The organism is Bounagaea algeriensis, from assembly GCF_054491375.1.
In genome coordinates, this window is record NZ_CM137102.1 from 4,480,099 (window position 1) to 4,494,985 (window position 14,887).

Annotated in this window: 13 protein-coding genes; 4 read left to right on the top strand and 9 right to left on the bottom strand. The window is 72.5% G+C overall.

Features of this window, described 5'->3' with window-relative positions; genetic code table 11:
• Positions 1–183: 183 nt before the first annotated feature.
• On the bottom strand, positions 184–1,830 hold the full coding sequence (locus ACVGV2_RS20460) for a hypothetical protein (RefSeq protein WP_459163964.1): 1,647 nt from the start codon (positions 1,828–1,830) through the stop codon (positions 184–186).
• A gap of 554 nt (positions 1,831–2,384) precedes the next feature.
• Here ACVGV2_RS20460 and ACVGV2_RS20465 point away from each other — a divergent pair.
• The 3 genes from ACVGV2_RS20465 to ACVGV2_RS20475 all read left to right on the top strand — a co-directional run bounded on the left by ACVGV2_RS20465 (position 2,385) and on the right by ACVGV2_RS20475 (position 5,527).
• Entirely contained in the window at positions 2,385–3,545 is a 1,161-nt protein-coding gene (locus ACVGV2_RS20465; RefSeq protein WP_459163965.1) for an AI-2E family transporter, read from the top strand.
• 84 nt (positions 3,546–3,629) lie between these two features.
• Positions 3,630–4,832 (top strand): MacS family sensor histidine kinase, encoded by a 1,203-nt coding sequence (macS, locus tag ACVGV2_RS20470; RefSeq protein WP_459163966.1) that lies wholly within the window; start codon positions 3,630–3,632, stop codon positions 4,830–4,832.
• Positions 4,829–5,527 (top strand): response regulator, encoded by a 699-nt coding sequence (locus tag ACVGV2_RS20475; RefSeq protein ID WP_459163967.1) that lies wholly within the window; start codon positions 4,829–4,831, stop codon positions 5,525–5,527. Before macS ends, ACVGV2_RS20475 begins: the two co-directional genes overlap by 4 nt.
• A 127-nt stretch (positions 5,528–5,654) precedes the next feature.
• On the opposite strand, the gene ptsP is transcribed toward ACVGV2_RS20475, so the two are convergent.
• Positions 5,655–7,271 (bottom strand): phosphoenolpyruvate--protein phosphotransferase, encoded by a 1,617-nt coding sequence (gene ptsP, locus ACVGV2_RS20480; RefSeq protein WP_459163968.1) that lies wholly within the window; start codon positions 7,269–7,271, stop codon positions 5,655–5,657.
• Between the two features lie 159 nt (positions 7,272–7,430).
• Here ptsP and ACVGV2_RS20485 point away from each other — a divergent pair, with 159 nt between their 5' ends.
• Entirely contained in the window at positions 7,431–7,619 is a 189-nt protein-coding gene (locus ACVGV2_RS20485) for a hypothetical protein (protein ID WP_459163969.1), read from the top strand.
• A gap of 12 nt (positions 7,620–7,631) precedes the next feature.
• Here ACVGV2_RS20485 and ACVGV2_RS20490 read toward each other — a convergent pair whose 3' ends face one another.
• From ACVGV2_RS20490 to ACVGV2_RS20520, 7 genes are all read right to left on the bottom strand, one after another.
• The gene (locus tag ACVGV2_RS20490; RefSeq protein ID WP_459163970.1) at positions 7,632–9,197 is read right to left on the bottom strand and encodes a glycoside hydrolase family 32 protein; all 1,566 of its coding nucleotides are present in this window, start codon (positions 9,195–9,197) and stop codon (positions 7,632–7,634) included.
• A gap of 76 nt (positions 9,198–9,273) precedes the next feature.
• Complete coding sequence (locus ACVGV2_RS20495; RefSeq protein ID WP_459163971.1) at positions 9,274–9,558, bottom strand: HPr family phosphocarrier protein; 285 nt, start codon at positions 9,556–9,558, stop codon at positions 9,274–9,276.
• A 177-nt stretch (positions 9,559–9,735) separates the two neighbouring features.
• Complete coding sequence (locus tag ACVGV2_RS20500) at positions 9,736–11,247, bottom strand: PTS fructose transporter subunit IIC (RefSeq protein ID WP_459163972.1); 1,512 nt, start codon at positions 11,245–11,247, stop codon at positions 9,736–9,738.
• Positions 11,244–11,702 (bottom strand): PTS sugar transporter subunit IIA, encoded by a 459-nt coding sequence (locus ACVGV2_RS20505; RefSeq protein WP_459163973.1) that lies wholly within the window; start codon positions 11,700–11,702, stop codon positions 11,244–11,246. Before ACVGV2_RS20505 ends, ACVGV2_RS20500 begins: the two co-directional genes overlap by 4 nt.
• Positions 11,699–12,652 (bottom strand): 1-phosphofructokinase, encoded by a 954-nt coding sequence (gene pfkB / locus ACVGV2_RS20510; RefSeq protein ID WP_459163974.1) that lies wholly within the window; start codon positions 12,650–12,652, stop codon positions 11,699–11,701. The genes ACVGV2_RS20505 and pfkB overlap by 4 nt, the downstream gene beginning before the upstream one ends.
• A complete protein-coding gene (locus ACVGV2_RS20515) occupies positions 12,649–13,410 on the bottom strand; it encodes a DeoR/GlpR family DNA-binding transcription regulator (RefSeq protein ID WP_459163975.1) in 762 nt (253 codons plus the stop codon). The genes pfkB and ACVGV2_RS20515 overlap by 4 nt, the downstream gene beginning before the upstream one ends.
• Positions 13,411–13,918: 508 nt before the next feature.
• Positions 13,919–14,803 (bottom strand): endonuclease domain-containing protein, encoded by an 885-nt coding sequence (locus ACVGV2_RS20520; RefSeq protein WP_459163976.1) that lies wholly within the window; start codon positions 14,801–14,803, stop codon positions 13,919–13,921.
• Positions 14,804–14,887: the final 84 nt, after the last annotated feature.

Below are 14,887 nucleotides of genomic sequence, written 5' to 3' on the forward strand. Positions count from 1 at the left end.
GGCACGCACCGGGCCGGTGGCGGCCCTGCTGGGAGCCCTAGCTGGGACGTACCCGTTGGGACACGTCCGCTGAGGCGCATCCGCTGCGGCACGCACCCCGCTGCGGCACCCCCGCTGAAAGACTCCGGCCCCCGCGCTTCGCCCGGGTGACGAGGCGCGGGGGCCGGAGCACGCGGAGCAGGATCAGACGCGCTGGCCGGGCATGACGAGCGTTTCGTCGTTCTGCCCCGGGGATTGCTGGCCGGTGTCCGGTGGCGCCGAGAACGTCGGCAGCGCCATGCCGAGCTCGGGCATCGCGGGCAGCGCCCTCCTGGTGGGGAACGGGTTGCGAGCGATCCAGTCCCGCTCCGGCATCCCCGCGGTCAGCTCGTCCAATGTGGCCACCGACACCTCGGAGAGCGCAGGCTCGGGTGAGAAGCGCACGGTACCGGCGCTCCCGTCCGCACCGCTCGGCGAGGTCCCGCGCGGCAAGGTCCCGCTCAGCGCGGATTCGATCATTCCGCGCAGCGGCGCTGTGCTGTTGGAGGAGGCGCGGTTCGTGGCGGCGCGGTTCGTGGCGGCGCGGTTCGTGGCGGCGCGGTCCGAAGTGGCCGTGGCGCGCGGCACCTTGTCCAGCCCGCGCAGGCCTGGGAGCTCGTCGGCCCGGTCCTGGTACTCGCCCGGAACCGTGAGCGTGCGCGGCTCGGAGGGGGTGGCCGAGCGGGGCGCGGTGGTGGCCAGCGCCCGGTTGAGCACGGCATGCGGCACGGGGTGGAGCTTCGTCGCGCGGGAGAGGTCGGCGGTCGTCAGGTCCTGGCCGGACGGGTCGAGCAGTCCGCCGAGCAACCCGCCGGCGGGCGAGGCCGCGGGTGCGGCGGCAGCGGTGCGCGCATCGGAGGCCGTGGTACGCGCCGGCTGCGCGGTGCTTCCCGCGGAGCGTGCCGTCCCGTCCTGCGCCTCCTCGGACGGCACCGCATCGGACGGGGCCGCATCGGACGGGGCCGCCTCGGCACGGAGAGCGTCGTGCCCAGCGAGGGAGACGCTCTGCGCGGGTCGGCCGAAGTCCTCGAAACCGTCCGCGTAGACGATCTCCTCGCTCGGTGTGATCAGCGGTTCCGCGAGCACCGGATCGCCGGATCCCGCGGTGCGGGCGGTGCTGTCGCCGCCGCGTACCACGTCCCCGATCGGCCCGGTCCAGCTCATCGAGCGGTAGACGCCCCGGGCCGGCGAGCCGACGGTCGGCAGCGGACGCGTGATCTCCGCGGCGGTCGGAGCCGCTTCGGCAGCGCGTTCGGCCTGCTGCGCCACTTCCCGGCGGTGCTGCCCGGGTCGGACAGCGGTGTCCGCTGCGGACGCTTCCGGGGCGGCCGCTTCGTCCGCCGGCGGCTCGACGGCGTCGATCCGCGGCAGCACCAGCGTTTCCGCAGCGGAGGCGGGGACCGGCTCGTGCAGGCGGTGCCGCGGTGCGGAGGAGGCGGCGCGGGCCGGCGCGGCTGTGCTGCCGCTGACCACCGGGTTGCCGCCGGTGACGGTGTTTCCGCTGGTCAGTGTGCTGCCGTCGGTCGCTGGGCCGCCAGCGGTGATGGCCGGGAATTCACGGGTGACTTCGTTCTCCACCGCGGGCAGCAGGTCGCGCTCGGAGTCGAGCGTCCCGCTGATGCGGGTGACGGCGGAGCCGGGCTGGGTGAACGAGCTGCCCGCCTGCCGGACCTCGTCCCAGGTCAGCTGCCCGTCACCGAGGGTCGGCTGGTCGGACCCGTCCTCGGCGGAGGCGACACCGCTGGTGCCGACGGCGAGGACACCACCGGTGACCAGCGCGGCTCGCACGCTCCGCTTGGCCCAGTTCTGCATGACTTCTCTCCTTCACGGGCCTTCCCCGCGGTAGGGACCGCATCGCGCGGCCGGGTGCCACCGGCGCCGGTGGCACCCGGCCGCGCGAAGGAGGGGCCGGCGAACGCCGATTCGACCGCGAACGCACCGCGGGCCGGTGCGCGGTGGCACCGGCCCGGTGCTTCCCGTCCGCGGTGCGACATCCGCGGCCCGCTCCTTCTCCGGTGGGCTCGACTCCCCGCCTCGAACTCCCCGCCTCGAACTCTCAGCCTCGGATGTGTCGTCTCGAACACGCCGCCTCAGGCACAGCCGCCTCAGGCACAGCCGCCTCAGGCACAGCCGCCTCAGGCACAGCCGCCTCAGGCACGATCGGACGGCGAATCCGATCACGGGAGATCACTCTTCCAGAGCGGCGCGCGGCGACGCACGCACTGCGCACCAGGATCGCCACATCGTGTTACCCGCATCGGCGCGTCATCACTGTCCCGACACGCGACCGCCGGAGGAGAGCGAGCGTCGACGCGCGGCCGCTGATCCATAGACTTGACCCGAAACCACCATCGATCGGAGTCCACGTGAGCGACGAGCCCCCGAGGAACGACGCCGCCACCCAACTACCCCCTCCGCTGCGGATCGCGGCCGCACTGTGCTGGCGCCTGCTCGTCATCGCCGGCGCGGTGTACGTGCTGGCCAGAGTGCTGTCCGGCATCTACGTGGTCGTGATCCCGGTCGCGATCGCCCTGCTGCTGGCGGCCCTGCTGGAGCCGCTGGTGACCCTGCTCGAGCGCGTGCGGGTCCCGCGCCCGCTGGGCACGGTGATCGCCCTGGTCGCGGGCTGCTCCGCGGTCGGCGGCGTGTTGACCTTCGTGATCAACCAGTTCATCGCCGGCTTCGGCGGTCTGCAGAACCAGGTCCTGCGCAGCCTGGACGCGCTGCGCACGTGGGTGACCACCGGCCCGCTGCACCTGAACCAGCAGCAGATCGACCAGATGCTGCAGCAGGCGCGGACCTGGCTGGAGAACAACCAGCAGTGGCTGACCAGCGGTGCGATCTCCACCGCGGGCACCTTCGGCAACTTCCTCACGGGCCTGATCCTGGCGCTGTTCACGCTGATCTTCTTCCTCTACGACGGGCGCGGCGTGTGGACGTTCCTGCTGCGGCTCGCACCCGGCCACGTCCGCGGCAGGGTGGATCTCGCCGGGCGCCGCGGCTACTCCTCCCTGGTCGGTTTCGTCCGCGCCACGCTGCTCGTGGCCTGCATCGACTCGATCGGCATCGGGATCGGCCTGGCCGTGCTCAACGTCCCGCTGGCCGTGCCGCTGGCCGCGCTGGTGTTCCTCGGCGCGTTCGTGCCGATCATCGGTGCGGTCGCCTCGGGCGCGGTGGCCGTGCTCGTCGCCCTGGTCACCCAGGGCTGGTTGGTGGCCGTGATCGTGCTCGGCGTGGTGCTGCTGGTGCAGCAGCTGGAGGGCAACGTGCTCCAGCCGCTGCTGCTGGGGCGCGCGGTGCGGATACACGCGCTCGGCGTGGTGCTCGCGATCAGCGTCGGCGTGGTCCTCGCGAACATCGTCGGCGCGCTGCTGGCCGTACCGCTGGTGGCGGTGCTCAACTCGGCGATCCGATCGCTCACCTCCGGCGAGGACGCCCCCGACCCGACCGCACCGGAACCGGTCGGTGCGGACACCGGCCCGTCGGACGGGGAGCCGGAGGAACCCCCGGCCGATCCCGCGCGGTGATCATCGCCACGCGTCGTGCTCGTCCCGGCGGTCGTGGCGCCCGCCCCGAATGGGAGAGGATGTCCGCCGGGAAGGAGCACGATCGTGACGAGCACGGCAACGACGCGCAATCCACGCCCCACCGACGGGGCGACGCCGCTGTGGCGCGCGCACAACGTGTACCGCGTGGTGACGTACCTGTACGCGTGCGTGTGGGTCGCGGTGCAGTTCCCCGACTACGACCGGCCGTGGCTCGCGCTGGTGGTGATCACCGCCATGGGCGCGTGGACGGCGCTGACGGTCCACCGCTACTGGTACCCCTCCGGCCGGACGAACCGGCTGGTGATCGCCGATATCCTCGTGGTCACCGCGCTGGTGCTCAGCAACGAGCTGGTCCTCAACGAGGCGCAGCGCCTGGAGGGGGCCACGTCGGTGACCACGGTGTGGCACTCGACGATGGTCACCGCCGCGGCCGCCCTGTGGGGGATGCCCGGCGGCGTGCCCTCCGGGATGCTGGCCTCGGCGTGCGATTTCCTCATCCGCCGCTACGTCGACTCGTCGATGTGGTTCGACGCGGTCCTGCTGGTCGGAGCGGGTGTCGTCGTGGGCCTGGCGTCGGACACGGCGCGGCGCTCCGCTGAGCGGTTGGCGCAGGCGATGCGGGTGGAGGCGGCCACGGCCGAACGGGAGCGGTTGGCCCGCTCCATCCACGACAGCGTGCTGCAGGTGCTGGCCCGGGTCCGGCAGCGCGGCTCGGCGCTCGGCGGGGAGGCCGCCGAGCTGGCGGAACTCGCCGGCGAGCAGGAGATCGCGCTGCGCGCGCTGATCGCAACCACCCCGCAGGAGTCCGCGCCGGACGCGGAGACGGACTTCGCCGCCCGGCTGCAGGTGCTGCGCACCAGCCGGATCCACGTGTCCGTGCCGGCCACGCCCGTGCGGTTGCCGGAACCACTGAGCTCGGACCTGTTCTCCGCGGTGCGGGAGGCGCTGCACAACGTCGACAAGCACGCCGGCGAACACGCCCAGGCCTGGGTGCTGCTGGAGGAGCTGCCGCAGGAGGTCGTCGTGTGCGTCCGCGATGACGGCCCGGGCATTCCGGAGGGCCGGCTGCAGCAGGCCGCCGCCGAGGGGCGCATGGGCGTGGCCCAGTCGATCCGCGCCCGGGTGCACGAGATGGGCGGTGAGCTCAACCTCGACACGGGTGCCGACGAGGGCACCGAGTGGGAGATGCGGCTGCCGCGGCCGCATCCGCCGCCGGCGAAGCACGGGACGGCGGCAGCAGAAGGTTCCGAAGGAGGATTTCGATGAGCGGGCCGCCCGTGTCGGTGATGGTGGTCGACGACCACCCGATGTGGCGGGACGGAGTGGCTCGGGACCTCGCCGAGCGCGGCTTCGAGGTTCCCGCCACGTCGGACAACGCGACCTCGGCACTGCGGATCGCCCGTGCGGTCACCCCGGACGTGGTGCTGATGGACCTGAACCTGGGCGACAGCTCGGGGGTCGCCGCGACCCGCCACATCACCGAGGAGATCCCGGGCACGCGGGTGCTCGTGCTGTCGGCCAGCGGGGAGCACAGCGACGTCCTGGAAGCGGTGAAAGCGGGCGCTTCCGGATACCTGGTGAAGTCCGCCTCGGTGGCGGAGCTGGTAGACGCGGTGCACCGCACGGCGGCCGGGGACGCCGTGTTCACCGCGGGCCTGGCCGGGCTGGTGCTCGGGGAGTACCGGCGGATGGCCGCGGCGCCGGAGGACGATCCGCAGGCGCCGCAGCTGACCGAACGGGAAACGGAGGTGCTGCGCCTGGTCGCCAAGGGGATGACGGCGCGGCAGATCGCCAACAGGTTGGTGATCTCGCACCGCACGGTGGAGAACCACGTGCAGTCGACGCTGCGGAAGCTGCAACTGCACAACCGCGTCGAGCTGGCGCGTTACGCCATCGAGCACGGGTTGGCCGAAGGCGCCGAGACCGCACCGGAGGACCCGGACGGCCGACCCGGCACCTGAGCGACCGGGACGGACCCGCCTGCGGGCCCACCCCGGTCGGGCGCATCGAGCACCTGCGTCGAGCTCTCGCCCGGGCCCTTCGCCGAGCACCGCGGCCGTCCCGCGCTGACCGCGGCGAGCCGCGCGTTCAACCCGTGGTGCGGGCCGCGGCCGGATCGGACGCGTCAACCGCATGCCGCGCGGCCTGCTGCCACGCGGACAGGGGTTGCCGGGCGAGTTCCGCACCGACGCCGCGCACCGCGGCCGCGGCCATGGACAGGCTGGTGACCCCGAGCCCGGTGAGCACGCCGGCCAGGCGCGGGTCTGCGGCGGCCTCGCCGCAGACCCCGACGGGCGTGCCGGAGCGCTGCCCGGCTTCGGCGATGCGTTCGATCAGCCGCAGCAGCGCGGGGTGCCACGGGTCGTTGAGTTCGGCGAGCGCCCCGGTCATCCGGTCGGCGGCGAACAGGTACTGGGCGAGGTCGTTGGTGCCGATGCTGACGAAGTCGACCGCCCGGCACAGCTCGTCGGCGTACAGCGCCGCGGCGGGGACTTCGACCATCACGCCGGCGCGCAGGCCGGTGCTGCCGCGGACCCGTTCGGCGAACCACGCCGCTTCGGCCGGGGTGGCGACCATGGGTGCCATCACGGAGACGTCGGCTCCGCTGTCGGCGGCCGCGGCGGCGACGGCTTCGAGCTGCCGGTCGAGCAGTTCGGGCCGGTCGAAGGCGATGCGCAGCCCGCGCACGCCGAGCGCCGGGTTGGGTTCGGCGCCCATGTCGAGGAACGGCAGCGGTTTGTCCGCCCCGGCGTCGAGCGTGCGGACGATGACGGGCTTTCCGGCGAACGGCCGCAGCGCCTCGGCGTACGCGGCGCGCTGCGTGGCCACCTCGGGTTCGGAGTCCGCGTCGAGGTAGCAGAACTCGGTGCGGAACAGGCCGACGCCTTCGGCTCCGGCGTCGGCGGCGGTGCGGGCGTCGACGGCCGAACCGATGTTGGCCAGCACTTTGACCGGGTGGCCGTCGGCGGTGGCACCGGTGCCGCTCCACGCGGCCGCGGTCTGCCGTTCGGCCGCCCGGGGGGTGACGGGTTCGGCGGACAGTTCCACCTCGCCGCTGTCGCCGTCGACGGTGATGCCGACGCCGCCGGTGGCCAGCAGTTCACGCACGGCGACGACGGCGGGGATGCCGAGGGAGCGGGCGAGGATGGCGGTGTGGCTGGTGGGGCCGCCTTCCTCGGTGACGAGGGCCAGCACCGACTCGGGGTCGAGCGCGGCCGTGTCGGCCGGCGCCAGGTCCCGGGCGAGCAGCACGGACGCCTGGTCCAGGTCGGGGATGCCCGGCGGGGTGAGGCCGAGGAGTTCGGCGATGATCCGGTCGCGCACGTCCTGCACGTCGCGGACGCGTTCGGCGAGGTAGTCGCCCGCGGAGCGCAGCGCTTCGGCGAAGCCCTCGGCGGCCTCGTGCACGGCGCGCGCCGCGGGCAGGCCGCCGTGCACGCGCTGTTCGGCCTGCGAGAGCAGCGCCGGGTCCATGGCCATGGCGGCCGTGGTTTCGAGGACGGTCTTGGCGTCCCCGTCGGCGTGGGCGGCGCGCTGGAACAGCTGCTGGGAGACGGCGTCGGCGGCGGGCCGGATGCGCGCCGCTTCGGTTTCCGCGTCGGTCGGGGCCGGGCCCGATGCGGGTTCACCGAGCGCCTCGGCGACGCGGACGGCGGGTCCGGCGGCGATGCCCGGGCTGACTCCGACACCTCGCAAGCGCGACATGGGTTCGACCAAACCTTTCCTGGTGATTCACCGACCGCAGCGGGCCTGTCCGGTGCCACCCGCTGCGGTACTCACTGGCCACCGAGGCGATTACTGCTGAGTGGCACCTGAGTACGCGTACTGATTCCGAGGCACCCCCGCACGTCGCAGGCTGTGCCCATGACCACGCAGTACATGCCCGCGCAGTTCACGACTACCCGAGCCACGACCACGCGGCCCACGACCGAGCGGCACAGCACCATGATGCCCGCAACCCCGCCGAGCACCCGCCCCGCCCGCGGCCGCGAACCGGCGCTCGGCCGCAGGCCGGTACCCGGCGAACCGGTCGACACGAGCTTCTGCCCTTAATCCGCTCTGCCCTTAGTCCGCGGCGAGCGGCCAGGCCTGCACGTCCGCCCGGACGTCGGGGCCGGTGGCGAACAGGCGCACCGCCGACTCGTCGACGGCATCGGGCAGGACCAGGTGCGTCAGCACCGCCCGCCCCCCGTCGGCGAACACCTCCACGCTGCTGCGGTCCAGCACGACGCGGACCTGCAGCACGCCGTCCTCCGGCAGCGGCAGCGGCGTGCCGTGGCGGGCGGGGAAGTCCGGGTGCACCTCGGTCGACCCGGCGGACGTCCGGTCGAGGAACAGCTCACCGGTGTCCGCGTCGTAGCCGACGCGGGTGCGCTGCGCCCCGGTGGCGAACACGTCGAGCCCGAACGACCCGCCCCCTCCCGGCGGAACGCGGAACGTCGCGTCGATGTCGAGGCAACCACCGATCAGCTCGGGGATCTCCTGCTCACCGCGCACGGTGCCGCGCCACTCGTGCAGTTCGCCGCGCACCGCTTCCAGCTCGCGGACCGGCCACTGCACCAGTGCGACGGCGCCGCGGTGCTCGGTGAGACCGACCTGTCGGGGAAGGCTCATCGCGCCGCGCCACGGCTCGGTGGGCACCTCCTCGGCGTAGTCCCAGTTGCTCAGCCACCCGACCCACAACCGGCGGCCGCGCGGCTCGTTCGACCACGTCTGCGCCGCGTAGAAGTCGGCACCGCGGTCCACCCACCGCACCTCGTCGTCCGCGGGCGTGAATGCGGTGCCGTCGAAGTCGCCGATGAAGTACTGCGTCGCGGAACCGCCCGCGGGACCGCCGGGGTTGATGCTGACGACGAGCACCCACCGGGTGCCCTCGCCGCCGTCCACGGGCAGTTCGAACAGCTCCGGGCACTCCCAGACGCCGCCGTGCGCGCCCTGCTCCGCGCCGAACTCGCTCATCCGTTCCCAGTGCACGAGGTCGGTCGAACCGTAGAACAGGATCCGGTCCTCGGCGGCGAGCATGAGCACCCACCTGCCGGTGGCTTCGTGCCGGATCACCTTGGGATCGCGGAAGTTCTCGATCCCCGGGTTCTCGATCACCGGGTTGCCCTCGTACTTCGTCCAGCTCCTGCCGCGGTCCCGACTGTGCGCCAGGCACTGGGTCTGGTGCTGCCCGTCGGCCGTGTAGAAGGCGACCAGTCCCGGTTCGCCGCCGAAGAAACCACTGGTGTCGTGCTCGTCGACGACCGCACCGCCCGAGAAGATCGCGCCCAGCTCGTCCGGTCGCAGCGCCACCGGAAGTTCGTCCCACCGCACGAGATCGGAGCTGACGGCGTGACCCCAGCTCATGTTCTCGTGCTCGCTGCCGTGCGGATTGTGCTGGAAGAACAGGTGGTATTCGCCGTCGAACCACACCAGGCCGTTCGGATCGTTGATCCAGTTGCGTTCGGGTGCGAACCGCACGCGGGGCCGCCACTGCTCCGTCGCCCCCGGCGAGGGCGCGCGCTGCGCGGTGGCCGCAGTCGCGCAGCCCACCGCCGAGAGGAGTCCCCAACCGGCCACGGCACCGGCACCTGTCAGGAACGCCCTCCGGTGCGGCCGGAACGGCCGCTGCTCGTCCTGTGACGCCACGTCGATCTCCTTCGCTGTCGAGGGCGGGCAGCCCGGGCTGCTCGGTGTTCCGCCGTCCGGGCGGAGCAACGAGGTCTTACTGCGCGGGGGCTTCGACCGTGTCCTGATCGGTGGTGATGACGGCGGCGGCCGCGTCGAGCGCCGCCTCGTCCGCGGAGTCGAGCTCGACCTCGGCGCCGTGCTCGGCACCGAGGGTCATGAGGCCGAGCACGCTGGCGGCGTCGACGAACTCGCCGGCGGTGCCGTCGGTGACCTTGGCGATGTGCACGGGTGCGTCCTGCTCGGCCGCGGTCCGGGCGAGCAGCCCGGCCGGGCGTGCGTGCAAACCGACGTGCGAGGCGACGGTGACTCGGCGGCGCATGGCAACTCCTCCGCTCTCCCCGGTGTTGCGGGGTCGGCTGTCGGTCTCGGGAACCGGCTCCCGCAAGTCCGCGGGATCCGGCCGGGGGTCTTCGGTGGTGGTGCGGCCTCCGCGGCTGGTCGGTGCGGAGGCCGGGTGCGGAGCCGCTGCGCGGAGCGCCGCGCAGCGGGACGCGGATCAGGCGGGCACGGTGGCGCCGGTGCTCCGCCCGGCGGTGCTCTTCTCCGGCGACGCGGTGGTCACCCGTTTGACCACGAGCAGCGCCGCGGCCGCCAGGGCCGTTCCGGCGGCGATGGCCAGCAGGTACTGCAGCGGGCCACCCACCAGCGGCAGCACGAACAACCCGCCGTGCGGGGCCCGCAGCGTCACGCCCAGGCCCATCGACAGGGCTCCCGTCGTGATCGAGCCGAGCATCACCGAAGGGATGACGCGCAGCGGGTCGGCCGCCGCGAACGGGATGGCGCCTTCGGTGACGAAGGAGGCGCCCAGCAGCCAGGCGGTGCGGCCGCTGGCGCGTTCGGACTCGGTGAACCGGGAACCCCGCACGGCGGTGGCCAGTGCGGCGGCCAGCGGCGGCACCATGCCCGCGGCCATCACGGCAGCCATGATCTCCAGCGAAGCCGTGGTGCCGGTGGACAGCCCGCCGACGGCGAAGGTGTAGGCGACCTTGTTCACCGGTCCGCCCATGTCCAGCGCGATCATCCCGCCGAGCAGCGCGCCGAGCAGCACCGCGTTGGCCCCGGACAGGCCGTTGAGCCAGTCGGTGAGGCCAGACATGACCAGCGCGATCGGCTGTCCGATCACGACGTACATGAGAACGCCGACGATCGCGGAGCCGAACAGCGGCAGCACCACCACCGGCATGATCCCGGAAACCGCGCGGGGCACGGGGATGCGCCGCATGCCGGCGACGACGGCACCGGCGAGCAGACCGCCGACGAGGCCGCCGAGGAAGCCGGCTCCCACGGTGGAGGCCACGGCGCCGGCGACGAAACCGGGTGCGATGCCCGCCCGATCGGCCATGGCGTAGGCGATGAACCCGGCAAGCACGGGCACGAGGAACTCGAACGCGGTCTCACCGGTCTGGTTGGCCAGCGCCGCCCAGCTGGTCAGGCTCGCCGGGTCGAACTGCTCGGTCACGTCGGGGGCTTCGGTGATCGCGTAGCCGCCGAGGGCGTAGCTCAGGGCCATGAGCAGTCCGCCTGCGGCGACGAACGGGATCATGTAGCTGACGCCGGTCATCAGCCACTGCCGCAGCCGACTCCCCCAGCCGGTGATGCCGCCGGAGCCCGTTCCGCCGGTGGAGCCCGCACCACCGGCGGAGCCGCCGGAAGCCGTTGCCGCGGGCTCGGTTCCGGTGGTCGACGCCGCATCCGCGGCTGATGTCGCAGCTGCCGCCTCCGCCTGGTCGACGAGTCCGGCCGCATCGTTGATGGCCTGCTTGACCCCGCCTTCGACGAGTGGCTTGCCCGCGAACCGGTCGCGGTCGCGCACCCCCACGTCCGCGGCGAAGATCACCGCATCCGCCGCGCCGATGTCCGCCGTGGACAGAGCTTCGGATCCGGCGGATCCCTGGGTTTCGACCTGGATGTCGTGGCCCGCGTCCGCGGCGGCCTGCTCCAGCGCCTCCGCGGCCATGTAGGTGTGCGCGATCCCCGTGGGGCACGCGGTCACCGCGACGAGTCTCATGACGCGACCTCCGTGCTGATGAACGTCGCCGCCTCGGCGGGATCGGTGGTTTCCAGCAACGTCCGCTTGAACTGCGGGCGCACGAGTCGGCGGGCCAGCGCCGCCAGCACCGTCATGTGGTCGGAGTCGCCGCCTTCCGGTGCGGCGATGAGGAACACCAGGTGCGCCGGGCCGTCCTCGGCCCCGAAGTCCACGCCGTTCGCGCTGCGGCCGAACGCCAGGGTCGGCGCGGTGACCGCGGTCGACCGGCAGTGCGGGATGCCGATGCCGCCTTCCATGCCGGTCGGCATCTGGCTCTCCCGTTCGCGCACGTCGGCGAGGAACCGCTCCAGGTCGGTGACCCGTCCGACCGCGGTGAGCCGTTCGGCCAGCGCGCGGACGACCTTGTCCTTGTCGGTGCCGTGCCGGTCGAGTTCGAGGTCCACCAGGTCCACTGTGATCAGTTCGGTGCTCATGCCGCCGCTCCACTCAGACTTACCGTTTCGTCCACTGTGTCCACACGCACCCGGTGTCCGAGCACGTCCGCGGGATCCGGCATCCGGCTGCCGGCCAGCCCCACCGCCGCCGCGCCGTAGGCCACCGCGGTGCGCAGGACCTCCACCCGTTCGCGCCGCGCCGCATCGGCGCGGAGGAATCCGGCGAGCACGGCGTCTCCCGCACCGACCGTGCTGCGCACCTGCCCGACCGGGCTGGTGGCGTGCAGGCTGCCGTGCTCGTCCACCAGCACCGCGCCGAGTCCGCCGAGGCTGGTGAGCACGGCACCGACGCCGCGGTCGCGCAGGCCGCGGGCCACGTCGACCACGTCGCCGAGATCGGTGAGTTCGCGCCCGGCCAGTTCGGCCAGTTCGTCGAGGTTCGGCTTGATCAGGTCGGGGCCCGCCGCGACGGCGCGCCGCAGAGCGGTTCCGGAAGCGTCGACGGCGGTGCGCGCGCCCGCCGCGCGTGCGGCGCCGGCCAACCGCGCGTGCAGGTCCGCCGAGCACCCGTCGGGCAGGCTGCCGCTGCTGACGACCCAGTCGGCGGTGCCGGCCAGTTCACCGGCGGTGCGTTCCAGTTCGCGCACCTCGTGCTCGTCCAGCTGCGGGCCGGGTTCGTTGAACTTGCTGGTGATCCCGTCCTGGTCCACCACGGTCACGTTGCTGCGGGTGCGCGTGCGCAGCGGCACTTCCACGACGGGCACGGATTCGGGACTGAGCAGTTCCGCCAGCCGCCGCCCTTCGGCCCCGCCGAAGGGGAGCACCGCCGCGGTCCGCACCTCGGCCGCGGCGAGCGCTCGCGCGACGTTGACGCCCTTGCCCCCCGGGTCGAGCTGCACCTGTTGCGCGCGGTGGACGCCGCCCGGGACGAGCCGGTCCACCTGGATCGTGCGGTCGAGGCTGGGGTTCGGGGTGATGGTGACGATCACGCGAACACCACTTCCGTATCGGCGCGGTCGAGTTCGTCCCGCGCGGACTCGTCCAGACCCGCGCCGGTGACGACCGTGTCCATCTCGGACAGTCCGGCGAAGCGGCTGAACTGGTCGTCGCCGTACTTGGCGGGATCGGCGAGCAGCACGCGGCGGCGGCAGGCGCGCACCATGGCGGCCTTGACCGCGGATTCGGCCGGGTCGGGGGTGGTGCAGCCGCGTTCCGCCGAGAAGCCGTTGGTGCCGAAGAAACCGACCTCGACGGTGAGGCCGTCGAGCACGTCCAGCGCCCAGGACTCGACGGCGGCCAGCGTCGTCGACCGCACGCGCCCACCGAGCAGGTGCAACGTGATGTTGCTGCGGCTGGCGAGCTGCTGCGCGGCGGGCAGGGCGTTGGTGACCACCGTGAACTCCCGGTCCAGCGGCATGTGCGTGGCCAACCGGCCGGTGGTGGTGCCCGCGTCGAGCAGCACCGTTCCCCGCTCGGGCAGCAGGTCGGCGGCGGCTTTGGCGATCCGCTCCTTGTCGGCCGAGTTGGTCTGGTCCCGCAGGGACACGCCCGGTTCGAAGTCGAGGCGTTCCACCGGGATCGCGCCGCCGTAGACGCGGCGGACGACTCCGCGCCGTTCCAGCGCCGCGAGGTCGCGGCGGATCGTCTCCGGAGCCACTTCGAGCTCGGCGGCCGTGGCCGCCACGTCGACCCGGCCCTGCTGCCGGGCCCGCTGCGCGAGCAGTTGCTGCCGCTCCGCCCCGTACATGCCCGATATCCTCCGGTTGCTTGTTGGTTATTGAGAGATTCTGCCCTTTGTTGTGTCTTTGTCAAGGGCGTGCTGCCTGCGCATTACCAGCTGTTTCCGGCGCGCGGGCCGCAGCACCGTGGGAACCGGGCAACACCGGGCACTCTTGATCCATCGTTCGTAGGAACTTGGCTCGGAAGGGGTCACCGGAGCCGAACGGACACGTTCCAATGGCGGTGCCGCGGATTTGCCAGGGTTCGCGCCGACCGACGACAAACCGCCGGCTCACCGGGACCGGCCGCAACGCCCCCCGTGCGGCCGGTCGCGGGAACTCCCCGCCATCACCCGTCGCACCACACGCCCCGCCACCATCTAGCGCACCACGCGCCCTGCCATCACCTAGCGCACCACGCGCCCCGCGCACACCGCTGCCGCCGCACTGCCGTGGTCTGCAGCCCCCGACTCACCTCCCGGTGCGAAGGGTGGACGTTTCTCGAGAAAAGTCCGCGACTTTTCTCGAGAAACGTCCTCACCGCCGGCGCTCGCCCAGAGCGGTCTTCACCTCCTCCACCACGGACTCCGGCTCGGTATGCAGTCGAGTCTGCGTCACCACGATCACGCGCCAGCCGTTCTGGCGGAGCCGCTCCCGCCGCCGCTCGTCCGCCCACATCTGCGACGGCGCGCCGTGCCAAGCGCCGTCGTATTCCACTGCGAGCTTGGCCTCCTCGAAAGCCAAATCCACCCGTGCGACGAACCCGTCTGCGTCTCGGACTTCCACCTGCGGCTCCGGCTGCAGACCACCGAATCTCAGCACGAGCCGCAGCACGGACTCCGGAATGGACTCCGCACGACCGTCGACCAACTCCAGCGCCCGCCGCGCGTGTCTGATGCGGTGGTCACTGCGTCCGGACACGGTTCGGTGCACCGCGGCCACGTCGATGGTCCCGGCATGCAGCATCGCGTCGACACCCGGAACACCGATCTTCAACGGATGCCGGGACAGCAGATCCAGGCACGCCCGCGGCGCAGTCGCCAACCGGATTCCCTGCCACGGCCGGTGCTCCCGGGGATAGGTACGCACGGCCCAACACCGGGTCCCGTACCTGCGATTGACGTAGCGGTTTCCGTTGACGACCACTTCGACGGGCGTGTGCGGTCCGGCGAGCTCGACGCCGAGCAGGGTCGCAGCGGATCGACCAGTGATCACGGCGTCGGGCGGAAAGCACATCGACACCGCTTCGCACTTCAAACGATGCGTCAGCCGCGCACCGAGGTGTGCGTACACACCGTGGATCACCCGGTAGATCTCCGGATTCCGGCGCAGATCCCGATCCGTCCAGCCTGCGGCCAGCGCTTCCGTGCGCGTGAACAAGCCGGACGTGTTGGTCTGGGGTAGCAGAGGCTTCTTGACCATGCATTCAACGTGCCGCATCGGTCAGGGAATTTCCCGCAGGGCGAGCACGACCTGTGGACAACTCCACACCCTGTGGATAACTCG